This window comes from Roseibium aggregatum (genome assembly GCF_017309185.1).
Lineage (GTDB): Bacteria > Pseudomonadota > Alphaproteobacteria > Rhizobiales > Stappiaceae > Roseibium > Roseibium aggregatum_B.
On sequence record NZ_JAEKJZ010000005.1, the window covers coordinates 242,602 to 260,695 of the forward strand.

Below are 18,094 nucleotides of genomic sequence, written 5' to 3' on the forward strand. Positions count from 1 at the left end.
ATCTTACGTAAAGGGAAACTTTCGATATGGCGAGGAACAAAATTGCCTTGATCGGCTCAGGTCAGATCGGCGGCACGCTTGCGCATCTGGCAGGTTTGAAGGAACTGGGAGACATCGTTCTCTTCGATATCGCGGAAGGTGTTCCGCAGGGCAAGGCGCTTGACCTCGCTGAATCGTCCCCGGTTGACGGCTTCGACGCTAAACTGGCAGGCGCCAACAGCTACGAGGCGATCGCAGGCGCCGACGTCGTCATCGTCACGGCCGGCGTACCGCGCAAGCCGGGCATGAGCCGCGACGACCTTCTGGAAATCAACCTGAAGGTCATGGAGCAGGTCGGCGCGGGCATCGCCAAAAACGCACCGAATGCTTTCGTCATCTGCATCACCAACCCGCTCGACGCGATGGTCTGGGCCCTGCAGAAGTTCTCCGGCCTGCCGAAGAACAAGGTTGTCGGCATGGCAGGCGTTCTCGACAGCGCCCGCTTCCGCTACTTCCTGGCGGAAGAGTTCAACGTGTCCGTTGAAGATGTCACCGCATTCGTTCTCGGCGGTCACGGCGACACCATGGTGCCGCTGACCCGTTATTCCACCATCGCCGGCATCCCGCTCACCGATCTGGTGAAAATGGGCTGGTGCACCGCGGATCGTCTCGAGGAAATCGTCCAGCGCACCCGTGACGGCGGCGCCGAAATCGTCGGCCTGCTGAAGACCGGTTCCGCGTTCTACGCACCGGCCTCTTCCGCAATCGCGATGGCCGAGAGCTACCTGAAGGACAAGAAGCGCGTTCTTCCCTGCGCGGCTGCCCTCGACGGCCAGTACGGCCTGAAGGACACCTATGTCGGTGTTCCGGTGGTCATCGGCGCCGAAGGCGTCGAGCGCATTATCGAGATCGACCTTCAGGGCGAAGAGAAAGCCAATTTCGACAAGTCGGTCTCATCCGTCGACGGTCTGGTCGAGGCCTGCAAGAAAATCCAGCCGGCGCTGGCTTAAGCGCCTGCATGTGGAAATAGCGGCCGTTCTTCGTTTCCCTCGAAGAACGGTCCTCCGAAAAACGGGGGAAAGACATGAACATTCATGAATACCAGGCCAAGGCCGTGCTGAAGGAATTCGGCGCACCGGTGGCCGAGGGCGTCGCCATCTTCACCGCCGACGAGGCGGAAGCGGCAGCGAAAAGCCTTCCGGGCCCGCTTTGGGTCGTCAAGTCCCAGATCCACGCCGGCGGCCGCGGCAAGGGCAAGTTCAAGGAACTTAGCCCCGACGCCAAGGGCGGTGTTCGCCTGGCCTTCTCTCTGGACGAGGTCACCGCGCACGCCAAGGAAATGCTCGGCAACACGCTGGTCACCAAGCAGACCGGCGACGACGGCAAGGTCGTCAACCGTCTTTACATTGAAGACGGCGCCGACATCGAGCGCGAACTCTATCTCTCCATCCTGGTCGACCGGACCGTCGGCCGTCCGGCCTTCGTCGTCTCCACCGAGGGCGGCATGGACATCGAGGCGGTCGCCGAGGAAACCCCGGAAAAGATCATCACACTGCCGATCGATCCGGACACAGGCGTCACCGAAGCCGACAGCGCGAAACTCTGCGAAGCTCTCGAGCTGACCGGCGCGGCGGCCGAGGACGGCAAGAAGCTGTTCCCGATCCTGCACAAGGCCTTCGTCGACAAGGACATGAGCCTTCTGGAAGTGAACCCGCTGATCGTCATGAAGGACGGCCACCTGCGCGTTCTCGACGCCAAGGTCTCCTTCGACGGCAACGCCCTGTTCCGTCATCCGGACATCATGGAGCTGCGTGACGAGACGGAAGAGGACGACAAGGAAATCGAGGCGTCCAAATACGATCTCGCCTACGTCGCGCTCGACGGTGACATCGGCTGCATGGTGAACGGCGCCGGCCTTGCCATGGCGACCATGGACATCATCAAGCTCTACGGTGCGGAACCGGCCAACTTCCTCGACGTTGGCGGTGGCGCTTCCAAGGAGAAGGTGACGGCCGCGTTCAAGATCATCACATCCGATCCGAACGTGAAGGGCATCCTGGTCAACATCTTCGGCGGTATCATGCGCTGCGACGTGATCGCGGAAGGCGTGATTGCGGCCGTTCAGGAAGTCGGCTTGCAGGTCCCCCTCGTTGTCCGCCTGGAAGGCACCAACGTGGAGCTCGGCAAGAAGATCATCAACGAAAGCGGTCTGAATGTGATCGCCGCCGACGATCTCGACGATGCCGCCCAGAAAATCGTGAAAGCGGTCAAAGGCTGATGCTTTCCCTTGGGCGCCTGCCTGCCGTTGCGATTGCCGGCACCATCGTTTCAGCTTGCAGTGGAGGCGTTGTATCGCCGACCGAAAGCGAGATCGATGCGTGTGTTAAGGCGATTCTCAAACACGGCGGTGTGGGCGTCAAGGGAGATCAGTATGGCTACAGCGTTCGCTCCGGAACCGGTGGAAGGTTTGTACAGTTGAACTACCCGATTACGGAGAAAAGGCCTGGTTTTTCATGCACGCTGCTGGACGGTGAACTGAGCGAGATTGTTCGAATTGAACAGATCTTCCCATCGTCCGGCAAAGAACTCTGATGCCAACGCTTTCGAATTGAGGAAACCGAAAAAATGTCCATCCTCGTCAATAAAGACACGAAAATCATCGTTCAGGGCCTGACCGGCAAGACCGGCACCTTCCACACGGAACAGGCGCTTGAGTACTACGGCACCAAGATGGTCGCCGGCGTTCATCCGAAGAAAGGCGGCGAGACCTGGTCTTCCGGCCTGGAAAGCTCCGCCGAGCTGCCGATCTTCGCCAGCGTCGGCGAAGCCAAGGAAGCCACCGGCGCCGATGCGTCGGTGATCTACGTTCCGCCGGCAGGCGCGGGCGCGGCCATCATCGAGGCAATCGACGCGGAAATCCCGTTCATCGTCTGCATCACCGAAGGCATCCCGGTGGCTGACATGGTCAAGGTCAAGGCAAAGCTGGAGAAATCCAAGTCGCGTCTGCTCGGCCCGAACTGCCCGGGCATCCTGACCCCGGAAGAATGCAAGATCGGCATCATGCCGGGCTCCATCTTCAAGAAGGGCTCCGTCGGCGTCGTCTCGCGGTCCGGCACGCTGACCTATGAAGCCGTGTTCCAGACCTCCAACGCTGGCCTCGGCCAGACGACGGCGGTCGGCATCGGCGGCGACCCGGTCAAGGGTACCGAGTTCATCGACGTCCTGGAAATGTTCCTCGCCGACGACGAGACCAAGTCGATCATCATGATCGGCGAGATCGGCGGCTCCGCGGAAGAAGAAGCCGCGCAGTTCCTGAAGGACGAGGCCAAGAAGGGCCGTTCCAAGCCGATGGCCGGCTTCATCGCGGGCCGCACCGCGCCTCCGGGCCGCACGATGGGCCATGCCGGCGCCGTGATTTCTGGCGGCAAGGGCGGCGCCGAGGACAAGATCGCGGCGATGGAAGAAGCCGGCATCAAGGTCTCTCCGTCCCCGGCGAAGCTCGGTGAGACGCTTCTTGAGGTTCTCAAAGGCTAAAAAAGCCGAGAATCTTTGTGGTTTGTAACGGAAACTGTTTACGTTTCATGCCGCATGGTGAAAGGATGGGTTGCGGCGCGGTTTACGTGCCGTAACCATATTTCGAGGGACCGGAGTTTCGAGGGCCTTGTTCTTCGCTCCGGTCTTTGTAGGGAACCGGCCGCGGGTCAATTTTCGGCCCGCCATAACAAAAAGGGCGGAGGAACCCTCCGCTAGATGCACATGGCACGGCAGGAAGCGAACAACGTATTCGCACTGACGTCGTTGCTTTACGGCGCCAACGCAGCCTATATCGAAGACCTCTACGCTCAGTACAAGACGGACCCGAACTCGGTCGAGCCCGAGTGGCGGGACTTCTTCGCCGCCTTCCAGGACGAGAAGGACGCTGTCTTGAAGGAAGCGCGAGGGGCGACCTGGAAGCGCAAGGACTGGCCGATCGAGGCCAATGGCGACCTCGTCAACGCATTTGACGGCAACTGGGCGCCGATCGAACAGAAAATCGGCGACAAGCTGAAGCAGAAGGCGGTCGCCAAGGGTGCGCCGATGTCGGACGCCGAGGTCCATCAGGCGACACGCGACTCCGTCCGCGCCCTGATGATGATCCGCGCCTATCGCATGCGGGGCCACCTCCACGCCGACCTCGACCCGCTCGGCCTTGCGGGCAAGGGCGATCACGAGGAACTACATCCGTCGTCCTATGGCTTCACCGAAGCCGACTGGGACCGCAGGATCTTCATCGACCACGTGCTCGGTCTCGAATACGCCACCATCCGCGAGATGCTGGACATCCTGAAGCGGACCTATTGCTCGACGCTGGGTGTCGAGTTCATGCATATTTCCGACCCCGCTGCGAAATCCTGGCTTCAGGAGCGCATCGAGGGGCCGGACAAGCAGGTGGCCTTCACAAATGAAGGCAAGAAGGCGATCCTGAACAAGCTTGTCGAAGCGGAAGGCTTCGAGAAGTTCCTGGATGTCAAATACACCGGCACCAAGCGTTTCGGTCTCGACGGCGGCGAGGCTCTGATCCCGGCGCTGGAGCAGATCATCAAGCGCGGCGGGTCGATGGGCCTGAAGGAGATCGTTTTCGGCATGGCGCACCGTGGCCGCCTGAACGTGCTCTCCCAGGTGATGGCGAAACCTCACCGCGCCATTTTCCACGAGTTCAAGGGCGGTTCCTACGCCCCGGACGAGGTGGAGGGCTCCGGCGACGTGAAATATCATCTGGGCGCGTCCTCCGACCGGACGTTCGACGGCAACGACGTTCACCTGTCGCTGACCGCGAACCCGTCTCACCTTGAGATCGTCAATCCGGTCGTTCTCGGCAAGGCACGTGCGAAACAGGACCAGCTTGCGTCCTTGGACAACGGCAATTTCATCGAGACGACGGAAGTCGATCGCACAACGGTTCTGCCACTGCTGCTTCACGGCGACGCCGCTTTCGCCGGCCAGGGCGTGGTGGCGGAGTGTTTCGGCCTGTCCGCTCTGCGCGGTCACCGTACCGGCGGCTCGGTCCATGTGATCATCAACAACCAGATCGGCTTCACCACCAACCCGCGTTTCTCCCGGTCCTCGCCCTATCCGTCGGACATGGCGAAGGTGATCGAAGCGCCGATCTTCCACGTCAACGCGGACGATCCGGAAGCGGTTGTCTTCGCCGCCAAGATCGCCATCGAATACCGTCAGACCTTCCAGCGTCCTGTCGTCATCGACATGATCTGCTACCGCCGCTTCGGCCACAACGAAGGCGACGAGCCGGCGTTCACCCAGCCGATCATGTACCGCAAGATCCGCAAGCACGCGACGACCCTGCAGCTCTATTCCGAGCGCCTGATCGCCGAAGGCCTCGTCTCGCAGGAGGACGTCGACAAGATGAAGGCCGACTGGCGCAAGCATCTGGACGACGAGTTCGATGCGGGCCAGGCCTTCAAGCCGAACAAGGCCGACTGGCTCGACGGCAAGTGGGCCGGCATGAAACGGGCCGACGACGAAGACGATCCGCGCCGCGGTCAGACCGGATTGCCGCTGCCCGAACTGAAGGACATCGGCCGGGCACTGACCCATGTGCCGGACGGGTTCAACATCCACCGCACGATCGCGCGTTTCATGAACCATCGCGAGCGCATGATCGAAACCGGTGAAGGCATCGACTGGGCGACGGCGGAAGCGCTTGCATTCGCGTCCCTTCTGAAGGAAGGCCATCCGGTGCGCCTGTCCGGCCAGGACTGCGAGCGCGGCACATTCTCCCAGCGCCATTCGGTGCTCTACGACCAGGAAGACGAAAGCCGCTACATTCCGCTAAACCACATCGCGCCGGACCAGCAGCGCTACGAGGTCATCAACTCGATGCTCTCCGAAGAGGCGGTGCTCGGCTTCGAATACGGCTATTCGCTGGCAGAGCCCCGGGCGCTGACCATGTGGGAAGCCCAGTTCGGCGATTTCGCCAACGGCGCCCAGGTGCTGTTCGACCAGTTCATCTCCTCCGGTGAGCGCAAATGGCTGCGCATGTCCGGTCTCGTCTGCCTTCTGCCGCACGGCTATGAAGGGCAGGGGCCGGAACACTCCTCCGCCCGCCTGGAGCGTTATCTCCAGCTCTGCGCGGAAGACAACATGCAGGTGGCGAACTGCTCGACCCCGGCGAACTACTTCCACATCCTGCGTCGCCAGGTCTGCCGCGACATCCGCAAGCCCCTGATCCTGATGACGCCGAAGTCGCTTCTGCGTCACAAGAAGGCGGTGTCGACCCTCGGCGAGCTTGGACCCGATTCGACCTTCCACCGTCTGTTGTGGGACGATTGGGGCCCCAACCTGACCTCGGACGGCAAGCTGGTCTCCGACGACAAGATCCGCCGCGTCGTCATGTGTTCGGGCAAGGTCTACTACGACCTGTTCGAGGAGCGCGAAAAGCGCGGCATCGACGACGTCTACCTGCTTCGCGTGGAACAGCTCTATCCGTTCCCGAAGAAGGCGCTGATGCTTGAGCTCGCCCGGTTCCCCCAGGCCGAAATGGTCTGGTGCCAGGAAGAGCCGAAAAACATGGGCGGCTGGTTCTTCGTCGAACCCTATATCGAATGGGTTCTGGAGCAGATCGATGCCAAGCACAGGCGTCCGCGTTACGCCGGACGGGCTGCGATGGCGTCAACGGCGACAGGCCTGATGTCCGCGCATCTGGCGCAGCTTCAGGCATTCCTCGAAGAGGCTCTCGGACACTAATCTCAAGAGGGCCTTCGGGCCCTCTTCTCAAGACTGGCCAGGTAATTTTAAGAGAAGGCGACCATGGCAACCGAAATTCGCGTGCCCACCCTGGGCGAATCCGTTTCTGAAGCAACGATTGCGCAATGGTTCAAGAAACCGGGCGATGCCGTCAATCAGGACGAGCCGCTTGTGGAACTGGAAACCGACAAGGTGACGGTCGAGGTTCCGGCCCCGGCGGCAGGCACCCTGGAAAGCATCGTGGTCAAGGAAGGCGACACCGTCGAGGTCGGCGCCCTGCTCGGCCAGATCGCCGAAGGCGCGGCTGCCGCCGCCCCGGCTCCCGCCGCCACTCCGGCGAAGGAAGAGGCAAAGGCCGAAACCAAGGCTGAACTGGTGGACGTCGTTACCCCGAGCGCCGGGGAATCCGTCACCGAAGCGGAAGTCGGCGAATGGAGCGTCAAGGTCGGCGACGTCGTCAAGGTCGATGACACGCTGGTCGAGCTTGAAACCGACAAGGCGGCGCAGGAAGTGCCCGCACCCGTCGGCGGCACCGTCGTCAAGATCGCCGCCGAAACCGGCGCGACCGTCGAGCCGGGCGTGCTGCTCTGCCAGATCGATCCGTCGGGCGCAGCCGCCACCACCGCTCCGGCCGCCGCGGCCGCCCCGGCTCCGGCACCGTCCGCTCCCGCCGCAGCATCCGGGTCTTCCATGCCGCCGGCTCCGTCGGCCGCCAAGATGATGGCGGAAAACAATCTTTCGGGCGACCAGGTCGCGGGCTCCGGCAAACGCGGCCAGGTGCTCAAGGGTGACGTGATCAACGCCATCGCATCGGGCGCCACTTCGGCAGCCAGCGCTCCGGCTCCGGCCCAGGTCGCGCGCGGCCCGGTTGCCGCCGAGGACGAGGTCCGCGAAGAGCGCGTCCGCATGACCAAGCTGCGCCAGACCATCGCGCGCCGTTTGAAGGATGCCCAGAACACCGCCGCCATGCTGACCACCTACAACGAGGTGGACATGGGCCCGGTGATGGAGCTGCGCAAGCAGTACAAGGACCTGTTCGAGAAGAAGCACGGCGTCAAGCTCGGCTTCATGGGCTTCTTCACCAAGGCGGTGACCCATGCGCTGAAGGAAATCCCGGCGGTCAACGCCGAGATCGACGGCACCGACATCATCTACAAGAACTTCTGCCACATCGGCGTCGCCGTCGGCACCGACAAGGGCCTCGTGGTCCCGGTCGTGCGCGATGCGGACCAGATGTCGATCGCCGAAATCGAGCAGGAAATCGGCAATCTCGGCAAGAAGGCCCGTGACGGCAAGCTCGGCATGGCCGACATGACCGGCGGCACCTTCACCATCTCCAACGGTGGTGTCTACGGGTCGCTGATGTCCTCGCCGATCCTGAACGCGCCGCAGTCCGGCATTCTCGGCATGCACAAGATCCAGGAACGCCCGATGGCCGTGAACGGTCAGGTGGTCATCCGCCCGATGATGTATCTGGCGCTTTCCTACGATCACCGGATCGTCGACGGCAAGGAAGCCGTGACCTTCCTGGTGCGCGTCAAGGAAAGCCTGGAAGATCCGCAGCGTCTGGTTCTGGATCTCTGATCGGTTTGAAAGTACCGGAGCCCCGGACGGTTCAGTGACCGTTCGGAGCACCGGGACAGACTTAAGGGTCTGAGGAGCCGCGACATGAGCCTGGAGTTTCTGATCACCGCGCTGATCGTGGTGCTGGTTCCCGGAACCGGTGTCGTATACACGGTCGCGGTCGGGCTTGGCACCGGACGGCAGGCATCCGTCGCAGCCGCATTCGGCTGCACGCTCGGCATCGTTCCGGCCATCCTGGCCTCCGTCCTCGGCCTCGCGGCGCTGATGCACACCAGCGCGCTGGTGTTTCAGGCGGTGAAATACGCCGGTGTCGCCTATCTTCTTTATCTTGCCTGGCAAACCCTGAAGGACAGCGGTCCCCTGGATCTGGGTGCGCGCAAGGAGGTTGGCAAAAGCCTGGTTTCGATCGCGTGCACCGGCTTCCTGATCAACATCCTCAATCCGAAACTCACGGTGTTCTTCCTGGCCTTCCTGCCGCAGTTCGTCGGGCATCAGTCTGCGAACGCGGCGCTCGAGATGCTGGCTCTCGGAGCCGTGTTCATGGCAATGACGTTTGCCGTCTTCGTGGTTTACGGCCTGTTTGCTTCGCTGGTGGGGGAGAAGCTGCTGCGCAGCGACCGGGCGATGGCGTGGATGCGCCGCACCGTCGCGGCGGCATTCGCCGGCTTTTCCCTGCGGCTGGCGCTGGCAGAGAGATAGAAGACGGGAGGAGAAGATGGTGGACCGGATCGGTGGGTATCGACTGAAGGCAGTGGCGAGGCTTCTGGTCCTGGGCCTGTTTGCCGGAACGCTTGCGGTTCCCGCCGCGGTGTCGGTTTCCGTGCCTGCGGCTGCTGCGCCGAAACCCAGTTTTCAGCCGGAAATCGCGGGTGTCTATGTTGTCCAGGGTCTCAATCCCGACGGGACACATTATCAGGGCCGCGTCACCATCGAGGTCAAGGGCGGCACGGCGTTCTTCCGCTGGGATATTGCCGGTCAGGTCTATCATGGCCAGGGACCGCTCGCCGGCAAGACGCTGATCATCGACTGGGGTCAGAACGATCCCGTCATCTATGAGATCCATCCGGACGGCACCCTGACCGGCACCTGGGCCGCCGGCCGGGCGTCCGAAACGTTGAACCGGCTCAAATGAGCCGTTTGTCTCTTTAACCGGGGTCGGAATGTCGGACAGTGTTGTCATCGTAACCGGCGGCAGCCGGGGAATTGGCGCCAGCGTTTGCCGCAAGCTCGGTGCGTTGGGGCATACGGTCATTGTGAACTATGCCGGCAACGAGGCTGCGGCCACAGACGTGGTCACCACGATCGAAAGCGCCGGCGGAGCGGCGACGGCCGTTCAGGCCGACGTCGGCAGCGAGCAGGACGTCATCCGGCTGTTCGAGACGGCCGACACCCTCGGGACGCTCAAGGGCCTTGTCAACAACGCCGGGGTGGTCGACCGCGCCATGCGTGTCGAAGACATGTTGCTCGACCGGCTGACGCGCATGGTGAATATCAACTTGATCGGGACGTTCCTCTGCGCACGCGAAGCCGTCAGGCGCATGTCGACGAAGAATGGCGGGCAGGGCGGTACGATCGTCAACCTCGGATCCGCCGCGTCCAAACTGGGCTCCCCCGGCATGTATGTCGACTACGCGGCCACCAAGGGTGCGATTGACACGATGACCGTGGGGCTCGCGGGCGAAGTCGCCCTAGAAGGCATCCGCGTAAATGCGGTTCGCCCGGGAATTATCGATACGGAAATCCATGCCTCCGGCGGCGCGCCCGACCGGGTGGAAAAACTGCAATCCCAACTGCCGATGAAACGCGCGGGAACCGCCGACGAGGTTGCCGAAGCGATTGTCTGGCTCATGTCCGACCAGTCCAGCTATACCACCGGGGCCATCCTCGACGTTTCCGGTGGCCGGGCGATTCTACCGTGATCCGGATGTCTGAGAGACAGACGTCCCGACTGTAACTGAAAGAGGCAAAGGCACCCAAAATGTCCCAATACGATCTCGTCGTCATCGGAACCGGCCCCGGAGGCTATGTTTGCGCGATCAAGGCGGCTCAGCTCGGGCTGAAGACCGCGGTTGTTGAGAAGCGCGCGACGCTGGGCGGCACCTGCCTCAACATCGGCTGCATTCCCTCCAAGGCTCTGCTGCACGCATCGGAGATGTTCGAGGAAGCCGGCCACGGTTTCGAGAAGCTGGGCATCAAGGTCTCCAAGCCGAAACTCGATCTTGGCGGCATGATGAAACACAAGACGGATGTCGTCGACGCCAACGTCGGCGGCGTCGCCTTCCTGATGAAAAAGAACAAGATCGACGTGCACACCGGTACGGGCAAGATCCTTGGCCAGGGCAAGGTCGAGGTGACCGCCGAAGACGGTTCGGCCTCCGTCCTGGAAACCAGGAACATCGTGATTGCCACCGGCTCGGATGTCATGCCCCTGCCGGGCGTCGAGATCGACGAAAAACAGGTGGTGTCCTCCACCGGCGCGCTCGAGCTTGAAAAAGTGCCGGGCAAGCTTGTGGTCGTCGGCGGCGGCGTGATCGGTCTTGAACTGGGCTCGGTCTGGAACCGGCTCGGCGCGAAGGTGACCGTTGTCGAATTCATGGACAAGATCCTCGGGCCGATGGACGGCGACGTTTCCAAGAATTTCCAGCGGATGCTGAAGAAGCAGGGCATGGAGTTCAAGCTCTCTTCCAAGGTCACCGGCGTCGCCAAGAAGGGCAAGGGTCTGGCCGTATCGGTCGAGCCGGCCGCGGGCGGTGATGCGGAGGTGTTGGATGCCGACATCGTGCTGGTTGCCATCGGCCGCCGGCCCTACACGGAGGGCCTCGGTCTCGAGACGGCGGGCGTTGCGCTCGACGAACGCGGCCGCGTCCAGATCGATGCCCACTACAAGACCAATGTCGACGGCATCTACGCCATTGGCGATGTCGTCGCCGGTCCGATGCTTGCCCACAAGGCCGAGGACGAAGGCGTGGCGATCGCCGAGATCCTTGCCGGTCAGGCCGGTCACGTGAACTATGACGTCATTCCGGGCGTCGTCTACACCCAGCCGGAGGTCGCCTCCGTCGGCAAGACCGAGGAAGAACTCAAGGCGGCCGGCATCGACTACAAGACCGGCAAGTTCAACTTCTCCGCCAACGGCCGCGCACGCGCGATGAACCACACCGACGGCTTCGCCAAGGTTCTGGCGGACGCCAAGACCGACCGGGTTCTGGGTGTTCACATCGTCGGCTTCGGCGCGGGCGAGATGATCCACGAAGCGGCGGTGCTGATGGAGTTCGGCGGCTCTTCGGAAGACCTGGGCCGGACCTGCCATGCGCACCCGACCATGTCGGAAGCGGTCAAGGAAGCCGCGCTCGGTGCTTTCGCCAAGCCGATCCATTCCTGATCCGGCCTGAGGGCGCGGCACATGCCGCAAAATGACAGGGGCGCCGCCGGCATTCTTGCCTGCGGCGCCCTTTGCTTGTAAACGCGGTTGCGGTGGCAAGGATCTACCGGATTCCAAAGAAGCTTCGGGGGCGAGTGTGCAAAAGAGCGGTACCGGCGGTCTTGACGCGCTGAGCATTGGCGTCTGGGTTCTTCTGACGGTTTTGGCGGCGCTCGTGTTTTTCTGGCCGGACCGGACGATCGCCCATGTGGACGATCTCTTCTTCATTCCCTGGGCCGCAAGCTATGCGGAGAGTGGTGCGCACATCAATCCGCTGCTCGCCGTCCAGTTTCCGGGTCTTGAAGACTATCATCTCTACACCCGGTTTCACCCGATCCTCTCCGGCCTGTTCCTTCGGCTCTTCGGGATCTCCACGGTCAGCGTCGTGGCCTATGAATTCACCTGTTATTTTCTGACGACGCTCGCGTTTTCGGCGCTCTGCCTCACGCTTCGGTTGCCCAAAGCGGCGCTTTTCGCGCCTGTCCTGTTCGCGCCGATGTATGTGGTCACGGGGTTCCGGCTGGAGATCACGGCCTGCGTTCTCTGGATGGCCGGATTGTTCCTGCTGTTTGCAAGTGCGCGCCTTCAGGAGCGGGAGGGGCACGGGATGCGGGTGTCCAGCCTCCGCAGCCTGGCGAAGCTTGCGCTCGCCTTCGCACCGCTCGCTTCTCCGGCCGTCTTCGCATGGAGTCTCGGCGCGATCCTGATGCATGATGCCTGGCGCCTCTGGTTCCGGCAGGCGGATTTCCGTCGGCTGTTTCTGGAAAACGCCGTTGCCCTGACGGTCGGACTGCTGGCCTTTTCCGTCAGTATCGATTTCGACTACGCGGAATTCTTCCGGCAGTTCATCTACCATTCGCAACGGTCCACCGGCGGTGGCGTCAACGGCGAAGCGCTTGGACGGGCCGTGGTGTTCGCCGGCGCTGCGCTGGTCTCTTTCCGCAGGGCGCGCGAAGTCGCCCTGTTGTGCGCACTTCTGGCTGCGGGCCAGGCCCTCGGAGCGGTGCTCCACGACAAGGTGCTGGTCCGCAACCTAGCGGCTTGTGTGGCGTTCCTCACCGTGGTGGATGTTCTCGCCAGAGAGCGGTTTCGCGGCTTGGCCTTCGCGCTTTACGGAGCGGTCTTTCTGGTGGTCTCTGCGAATTTCCTGCTTTTTTACGTGTTGTCGAGCGAGGTCGGGCAGCGGCAGGCGGTCGTCGAGGACTATCGGGACGATGTTTCGGCGCAGCGCCGGGTCTTCATCGACGAGACCATGGCGCATCATTATCTGGATCATCAGACCGGCGATGCGCTGTCCTGGACTTGGGGGCGCGAGTTTCCCCTGGCACGGGCGGAATTCCTGAGAGAACTTTATCCGGGAGATGTTTGGTACGTCAGTCCCTATACGTTTTTCGGCTATCTGAAGGGGCATCCGCGCATTTCCCGGGCCCTTGCGAAAGTCATTCCTTACGAGCGTACACCGCAGCTTCCCTGTGTGATGGGGCGCCATTCCTGCCGTCTTCCCGCCGAGCGCTGGGCCATGCTGCGTCTTGAACGGGATGGCGACAGCGTGCTGGTCAGGGATTATGCGAACGGGCGTGAGGTCACGGTCCCGGTCAGAAAGTAGACCTTTCCCGGTCAGGAGCAGGGGAAGGCCTCTAATGGCTGCTTTTGCAAAGACTGTGATCCCCGAAAGCCTTCAACACGTTGCAGTCAGTCATCGTGTGATCTCCCGCGCAGCTTGAAGCGATGCGGGCGAGTTCGGCTTCCAGCCTTTTCAGATGCGCGATCCGTTCGCGTACGGACTGAAGTTGCGTGGCGGCGATCCGGTCGGCCTCGCTGCAAGGCTTGTCCGGATGCTGACTGAGTTCGATCAGGTCCCGGATTGCCGGCATCGGCAGGCCGAGATCGCGGCAATGCTTGATGAAACCGAGCCGGTCGAGGTCGGTGTCCCGGTAGCGCCGTTGATTGCCGTCTGTGCGCGGCGGCGGGACCAACAGTCCTTCCTTTTCATAATAGCGGATGGTCGGCACCTTGACGCCGGTCCGTTTGGAAAGCTCGCCGATGGAATAGTCCATAAAAAACCTCTTGAACCTCTAGTCGCTATAGGAAGTACACATCGAAGCAGCCGACAATTCAAGAAGCCGAAAGGCGGGAGACCGGAATGGGAGCGTGCTGCGGACACTCAAACAAACAATTCGACGGCATGTCAAAGGATTACAGGCGAAGGCTCTGGCTGGTGATTGCGCTGAACGCGGTCATGTTTGTCGTCGAAATGACGGCCGCGCAGACGGCCGGCTCGAAAGCGCTGCAGGCGGATGCGCTCGATTTCTTCGGCGATGCCGTGACCTACGGCATTTCGCTGGCGGTCATCGGGGCCTCCCTGAGGACCCGTGCGCTGGCGGCGCTTGCCAAGGGCGGAAGCCTGCTGCTCATGGGGCTTTGGGTCGCGGGATCGACGGCCTATCAGGTTTTCGTGTTCGGCGTGCCCCAGGCGGTCGTCATGGGGTCCATCGGATTTCTGGCGCTTGCCGTCAATCTGGCCAGTGTACTCCTCCTCGTGCGCTACAAGGACGGTGACGCCAACGTGCGCTCCGTCTGGCTCTGCTCCCGCAACGACGCCATCGGCAACGTTGCGGTCATGCTGGCGGCCTTCGGTGTCTGGGGAACCGCCAGCGCCTGGCCCGACCTGATCGTGGCCGGTCTGATGGCGGCCCTCTTCCTGAGTTCCGCGGTTCAGATATTTATCCAGGCCATGCGGGAGGTCCGGCAGGAGCCGTCCTATGCGGCCACCGGCAGATAGGAATCGCGGTGTCGCGCCCCTCAAGCCGAAGTGCCGCCGCCAAGTTCAACCAAGGTGATTTCCGGCGGCACCCCGAAGCGAACGGGAAAGAGGGAACAGCCCAGACCGCCCGAGACAATCAGATGCCTCGGCTCCGATTCGGCGCGGAGATGCCGTTGCAGTCGGGTGCCTTCGGTTTCGACGATATGGCCGTAAACGTATTTCTTTTCGTGTTTGCCGGACAAGGCGGGGCGGTAGCCGAACCAATTGACCTGTCCGCCGTGGGTGTGGCCGCTGAGGGTCAGACTGACGCGTGAGGGGACTTCGGCGAAAATGTCGGGCTCGTGCGCCATCAGAAGAACCGGCGCGTTGTCGGTGACCTGCGCCAGCGTGGCTGAAAGGTCGTCGAGCCCTCGCCAGTGCGGCCGGTTGATCCGCTTGATGGGATAAAGGGCGAGCTGGTCGTCGAGTCCCGCAAGCCAGAAGGCCTTGCCGTCTTTCTGCAGACGGACGGCGCGGTTCTGATAAAGGTTGATGCCCGCGTTGAGGAGGGCCTGCCCGTATCTCGTGGGTCCGGAGCCGGCCAATTGGGCGTCCCCGTCGGCCCACCAGTCGTGATTCCCGAGAACCGCATGGATGCCGAGCGGTGCCGAGAGGCCGCCGAAGAGATCCGCCCAGGCCTGTTCGGGAACGGGATCGTATTGCCATTTGTGGTCGGCAATATAGTCACCGAGCAGCAGGACGATGTCCGGCTTCAGATCGTTGGTGCGCTCGACGAGGAACCGCACCCGCTCCAGTCCCATCCACGGATCGCAGATGTGGGGGTCGGCAAGGATTGCGGCGGTCATCTTGAGATCCTTCGGCCAGCGGGGTGGCGTGACGCGATACCGCCGAACGCGCAAGCTGAACGGTTCGACACCGATCGCATAGGCCGGAGCAGAGATAGCTCCGAAAAAGGTCATGCCAAGGCCTTTGAGAAAAAGCCGTCTGGTAAACATCGCGCTCTGGGATCCGGGTTCGTTTCGCAATCTCGGCAAGGTGCGGCCCGGTTGCGGTCTCAAGAAGGCGTTTTTCTGCAGATTTCGTGCAGCGGAAAGGTGCGTTCGGGGCAGGTTTTGAAATCAAAAAAAACCCGCCGTTAGAACAGCGGGTTGTGAATGGAGCATCGGGGGATTGAAGCTTATTCAGTGGGTTTCTCAGCCGGTACGGGCTGGAAAACAAGGTCATCGCTCAAGTCGTTGGTGGCGACCGATACATCCGTATCGTCTTGCGAACCCGGGACCGTTTCGGCAACGGTCATGTCCGTTTTCACTTCGCTGGTTTTACTCCACGGACAGGCATTCGCAGGAGCTATCGCGAAAGCTGCCAGGCTGACTGCGGCAAGAGTTGTGCTAAGGAAACGCATGCTACCCCTCCATTGGTCAAGCTGCGCCGATACGCAGTATCCCGTAGGGTAAGGCAAAAAGTGGATCTGGCAAGGAAAAACAGAATTTAATTTATTTCAAATTTTTTGAAAGGTTACTTTTTCCTTTGAAGATTATAGACTTTTTCGCGGTTTGGCCGGGATAGGTCATTGGTAATGTTGACCACATGAGTGTCGAGAACGTCGCCAAAAGCCCTCAATGTAATCTTCTTGCTGCTCAGGAAGCCGATGAGGAGCACCTCTATCGCACCGTTGTCGAGCCTCTCCCCCTTGGTCCAGCCCCATTTGCAATCTCTGGGAATGCAGGAGGTGAATGCCCGGACCCGGACGTGAACCTGCTCGTTCTCGCAGCGGCTATCAACTTCCACCCGGCTGATCTCCTTCGGCTCCGCGTCCGGATTGACCCAGTTGCCATCCTCGGCAAGAGGACAGTAGATGCGTTCGGCAAAGCAGGAAGAAACCGACAGGAGAAGAAAGCCGATGGCGAGATAAATCAGGCGCATTCGCAAGCTCCCGGCAGGCAGATGTGACAGAATTCGCTTTGACGGCGAAAACCGATTCGGGAAAACAACCTAACCGATAGCCGTGAACGCTGCCAGATGTGCCGTCCGGAATGCTGAATCGGACGTTTAAGAGAAAACCGCAGTCTCAGGTCTGAAGTCCCAGGTCTGATGCAACAGCCCCGAGGTTTCCACCATGTCGATCGTGAGCACGGAACGTTTCCTTCTCCGGCCTCCGGAAGAGCACGACTTCGATGTCTACGCCCGCTTCTTCGCCGATGGTGCTGCGTCGGAGTTTTATGGCGGCCCGCTTCGGAAAGATCAGGCCTGGCGTGTCCTTTCGGGCCATGTCGGCCACTGGCGCCTGCGCGGTTACGGGCTTTGGATGATCGTTCCCAAGAATGGAAGTTCCGCCGTCGGTGGCTGCGGTTTCGCCTGGCCCGAGGGCTGGCCCCGGCGGGAATTGACCTGGTGGATCCTTCCCGAAGCGCGAGGCACCGGCTGCGCGGTTGAAGTTTCAAGAGCGGTTATCCGCCACGGTTATGAAAGCTATGGCTGGCCTTTGGTGGAAACCCACATGAAGGATGAGAATGCCGCGGCACGCGGGCTGGTCCGCAAGCTTGGCGGCAGGAAGATCGCGCGGGAAGAATTTCCCGATGGCGTGACGCGCTCCGTTTTCGAATTGCCGTATCCCGATTGACCGGGAAGGACCTCTAACGCCTCGGATGGGCCTTGTCGTAGGCCGCCAGCAGATGAGCGCTGTCGACCTCCGTATAGATCTGTGTCGAGGCGAGGCTGGCGTGGCCGAGCAGTTCCTGGATCGTCCTGAGGTCGCCGCCACCGGCGAGGAGATGCGTGGCGAAGGAATGGCGAAGGGCGTGCGGCGTTGCGCTGTCCGGCAGGCCGAGCGCCCCACGCAGTTTTTCCATGGCGAGCTGAATGAGGCGCGGATTGAGCGGGCCACCGCGAGCGCCCAGAAAGAGCGGACCTTCCGGGCTGACCGCGTAAGGGCAAAGCCGCAGGTAGAGTTCCACCGCTTCGCAAACGGCGGGCAGGATCGGAACGATGCGCTCCTTGCGGCCCTTGCCGACGATCCGGAGGGTTTTCGTGCCCCGTTTGGGGGCCATGCTTCCGCTCAGCGACAGGGCTTCCGAAATCCGCAGGCCGCATCCGTAAAGCAGGGTCAGGACCGCGGCGTTGCGCGCTTCCACCCAGGCTTCGGCCTCCATCGCCAGCGCGCCGCTGGTGACGTCGAGCGCATCCCTGGAAGAGACCGGTTTGGGCAGCGAACGTGCCTGACGGGGCGGCCGGACCGCAGCGGAGGCGGCCGCGTTGACCTCGCCGCGCCGTTCCAGAAATTTCAGGAACGACCGGATACCGGCCAACCCGCGCGCCAGTGACCGGCTTTTCACACCCTGCCGGCGCCGGCTGGCCAGAAAGCCGCGAAAATCGGCCGGCCGGAGCGCGGCGATGTCCTTCAGGCCCGGAGCGCCGCCGAGATGCTCTGTCAGAAAGCGCAGGAACTGGCGCAGGTCCCGGTCATAGGCCAGCAGGGTCTTCTCCGACAGACGCCGCTCGTCGGACAGATGATCCAGCCAGAGCCCGATCCTCTGATTGAGGTCGGGCCGTGCGGTCACGAGAAGGGTCTCTGTCTGGCCGGAAGCGGTACTCATGTCCCCAGT

Annotated in this window: 18 protein-coding genes; 13 read left to right on the forward strand and 5 right to left on the reverse strand. The window is 62.0% G+C overall.

All coding sequences use genetic code 11. The features are described 5' to 3' along the window. Positions 1-26: 26 nt before the first annotated feature. The 11 genes from mdh to JF539_RS21035 all read left to right on the forward strand — a co-directional run bounded on the left by mdh (position 27) and on the right by JF539_RS21035 (position 13,334). Positions 27-989: a malate dehydrogenase gene (gene mdh, locus JF539_RS20985; protein ID WP_207142691.1), complete on the forward strand. Its 963-nt coding sequence runs from the start codon at positions 27-29 to the stop codon at positions 987-989. A gap of 74 nt (positions 990-1,063) precedes the next feature. Further along, entirely contained in the window at positions 1,064-2,257 is a 1,194-nt protein-coding gene (gene sucC / locus JF539_RS20990) for an ADP-forming succinate--CoA ligase subunit beta (protein ID WP_207142692.1), read from the forward strand. After that, entirely contained in the window at positions 2,257-2,571 is a 315-nt protein-coding gene (locus JF539_RS20995; protein ID WP_207142693.1) for a hypothetical protein, read from the forward strand. The genes sucC and JF539_RS20995 overlap by 1 nt, the downstream gene beginning before the upstream one ends. A gap of 33 nt (positions 2,572-2,604) precedes the next feature. After that, positions 2,605-3,513, forward strand: a complete 909-nt coding sequence (sucD, locus tag JF539_RS21000) for a succinate--CoA ligase subunit alpha (protein WP_207142694.1) — start codon at positions 2,605-2,607, stop codon at positions 3,511-3,513. Between the two features lie 222 nt (positions 3,514-3,735). Then, a complete protein-coding gene (locus tag JF539_RS21005; protein ID WP_207142872.1) occupies positions 3,736-6,723 on the forward strand; it encodes a 2-oxoglutarate dehydrogenase E1 component in 2,988 nt (995 codons plus the stop codon). Between the two features lie 63 nt (positions 6,724-6,786). After that, positions 6,787-8,307, forward strand: coding sequence for a 2-oxoglutarate dehydrogenase complex dihydrolipoyllysine-residue succinyltransferase (gene odhB, locus JF539_RS21010; protein WP_207142695.1), 1,521 nt, complete (start codon positions 6,787-6,789; stop codon positions 8,305-8,307). Between the two features lie 84 nt (positions 8,308-8,391). Then, complete coding sequence (locus JF539_RS21015) at positions 8,392-9,006, forward strand: LysE family translocator (protein ID WP_207142696.1); 615 nt, start codon at positions 8,392-8,394, stop codon at positions 9,004-9,006. A gap of 16 nt (positions 9,007-9,022) precedes the next feature. Then, positions 9,023-9,439: a hypothetical protein gene (locus JF539_RS21020; RefSeq protein WP_207142697.1), complete on the forward strand. Its 417-nt coding sequence runs from the start codon at positions 9,023-9,025 to the stop codon at positions 9,437-9,439. A 28-nt stretch (positions 9,440-9,467) separates the two neighbouring features. After that, positions 9,468-10,226: an SDR family oxidoreductase gene (locus JF539_RS21025; RefSeq protein WP_207142698.1), complete on the forward strand. Its 759-nt coding sequence runs from the start codon at positions 9,468-9,470 to the stop codon at positions 10,224-10,226. 59 nt (positions 10,227-10,285) lie between these two features. Beyond that, positions 10,286-11,689, forward strand: coding sequence for a dihydrolipoyl dehydrogenase (lpdA, locus tag JF539_RS21030; RefSeq protein WP_207142699.1), 1,404 nt, complete (start codon positions 10,286-10,288; stop codon positions 11,687-11,689). 136 nt (positions 11,690-11,825) lie between these two features. Beyond that, entirely contained in the window at positions 11,826-13,334 is a 1,509-nt protein-coding gene (locus JF539_RS21035; protein WP_207142700.1) for a hypothetical protein, read from the forward strand. Between the two features lie 31 nt (positions 13,335-13,365). On the opposite strand, the gene JF539_RS21040 is transcribed toward JF539_RS21035, so the two are convergent. Next, positions 13,366-13,785 carry a MerR family transcriptional regulator gene (locus JF539_RS21040; protein WP_207142701.1) on the reverse strand — a complete coding sequence of 140 codons (420 nt, stop codon included), beginning with the start codon at positions 13,783-13,785 and terminating at the stop codon, positions 13,366-13,368. A gap of 86 nt (positions 13,786-13,871) precedes the next feature. On the opposite strand from JF539_RS21040, the gene JF539_RS21045 reads away from it, so the two are divergent. Further along, positions 13,872-14,510, forward strand: a complete 639-nt coding sequence (locus JF539_RS21045; RefSeq protein WP_207142702.1) for a cation transporter — start codon at positions 13,872-13,874, stop codon at positions 14,508-14,510. A gap of 20 nt (positions 14,511-14,530) precedes the next feature. On the opposite strand, the gene JF539_RS21050 is transcribed toward JF539_RS21045, so the two are convergent. The 3 genes from JF539_RS21050 to JF539_RS21060 all read right to left on the reverse strand — a co-directional run bounded on the left by JF539_RS21050 (position 14,531) and on the right by JF539_RS21060 (position 16,415). Continuing rightward, complete coding sequence (locus JF539_RS21050) at positions 14,531-15,487, reverse strand: metallophosphoesterase (protein ID WP_207142703.1); 957 nt, start codon at positions 15,485-15,487, stop codon at positions 14,531-14,533. Between the two features lie 182 nt (positions 15,488-15,669). Next, entirely contained in the window at positions 15,670-15,894 is a 225-nt protein-coding gene (locus tag JF539_RS21055; protein WP_207142704.1) for a hypothetical protein, read from the reverse strand. A gap of 113 nt (positions 15,895-16,007) precedes the next feature. Continuing rightward, entirely contained in the window at positions 16,008-16,415 is a 408-nt protein-coding gene (locus JF539_RS21060; protein ID WP_207142705.1) for a serine/threonine protein kinase, read from the reverse strand. A gap of 193 nt (positions 16,416-16,608) precedes the next feature. On the opposite strand from JF539_RS21060, the gene JF539_RS21065 reads away from it, so the two are divergent. Continuing rightward, positions 16,609-17,112, forward strand: a complete 504-nt coding sequence (locus tag JF539_RS21065) for a GNAT family N-acetyltransferase (RefSeq protein ID WP_207142706.1) — start codon at positions 16,609-16,611, stop codon at positions 17,110-17,112. A 13-nt stretch (positions 17,113-17,125) separates the two neighbouring features. Here JF539_RS21065 and JF539_RS21070 read toward each other — a convergent pair whose 3' ends face one another. Continuing rightward, entirely contained in the window at positions 17,126-18,085 is a 960-nt protein-coding gene (locus JF539_RS21070; protein ID WP_207142707.1) for a tyrosine recombinase XerC, read from the reverse strand. Positions 18,086-18,094: the final 9 nt, after the last annotated feature.

Excerpts from the sequence above, each read along its gene's own strand:
- mdh (WP_207142691.1), top strand. The coding sequence starts at position 27 with ATGGCGAGGAACAAAATTGCCTTGATCGGCTCAGGTCAGATCGGCGGC.
- sucC (WP_207142692.1), top strand. The coding sequence starts at position 1,064 with ATGAACATTCATGAATACCAGGCCAAGGCCGTGCTGAAGGAATTCGGC.
- JF539_RS20995 (WP_207142693.1), top strand. The coding sequence starts at position 2,257 with ATGCTTTCCCTTGGGCGCCTGCCTGCCGTTGCGATTGCCGGCACCATC.
- sucD (WP_207142694.1), top strand. The coding sequence starts at position 2,605 with ATGTCCATCCTCGTCAATAAAGACACGAAAATCATCGTTCAGGGCCTG.
- JF539_RS21005 (WP_207142872.1), top strand. The coding sequence starts at position 3,736 with ATGGCACGGCAGGAAGCGAACAACGTATTCGCACTGACGTCGTTGCTT.
- odhB (WP_207142695.1), top strand. The coding sequence starts at position 6,787 with ATGGCAACCGAAATTCGCGTGCCCACCCTGGGCGAATCCGTTTCTGAA.
- JF539_RS21015 (WP_207142696.1), top strand. The coding sequence starts at position 8,392 with ATGAGCCTGGAGTTTCTGATCACCGCGCTGATCGTGGTGCTGGTTCCC.
- JF539_RS21020 (WP_207142697.1), top strand. The coding sequence starts at position 9,023 with ATGGTGGACCGGATCGGTGGGTATCGACTGAAGGCAGTGGCGAGGCTT.
- JF539_RS21025 (WP_207142698.1), top strand. The coding sequence starts at position 9,468 with ATGTCGGACAGTGTTGTCATCGTAACCGGCGGCAGCCGGGGAATTGGC.
- lpdA (WP_207142699.1), top strand. The coding sequence starts at position 10,286 with ATGTCCCAATACGATCTCGTCGTCATCGGAACCGGCCCCGGAGGCTAT.
- JF539_RS21040 (WP_207142701.1), bottom strand. The coding sequence starts at position 13,785 with ATGGACTATTCCATCGGCGAGCTTTCCAAACGGACCGGCGTCAAGGTG.
- JF539_RS21045 (WP_207142702.1), top strand. The coding sequence starts at position 13,872 with ATGGGAGCGTGCTGCGGACACTCAAACAAACAATTCGACGGCATGTCA.
- JF539_RS21050 (WP_207142703.1), bottom strand. The coding sequence starts at position 15,487 with ATGTTTACCAGACGGCTTTTTCTCAAAGGCCTTGGCATGACCTTTTTC.
- JF539_RS21055 (WP_207142704.1), bottom strand. The coding sequence starts at position 15,894 with ATGCGTTTCCTTAGCACAACTCTTGCCGCAGTCAGCCTGGCAGCTTTC.
- JF539_RS21060 (WP_207142705.1), bottom strand. The coding sequence starts at position 16,415 with ATGCGCCTGATTTATCTCGCCATCGGCTTTCTTCTCCTGTCGGTTTCT.
- JF539_RS21065 (WP_207142706.1), top strand. The coding sequence starts at position 16,609 with ATGTCGATCGTGAGCACGGAACGTTTCCTTCTCCGGCCTCCGGAAGAG.
- JF539_RS21070 (WP_207142707.1), bottom strand. The coding sequence starts at position 18,085 with ATGAGTACCGCTTCCGGCCAGACAGAGACCCTTCTCGTGACCGCACGG.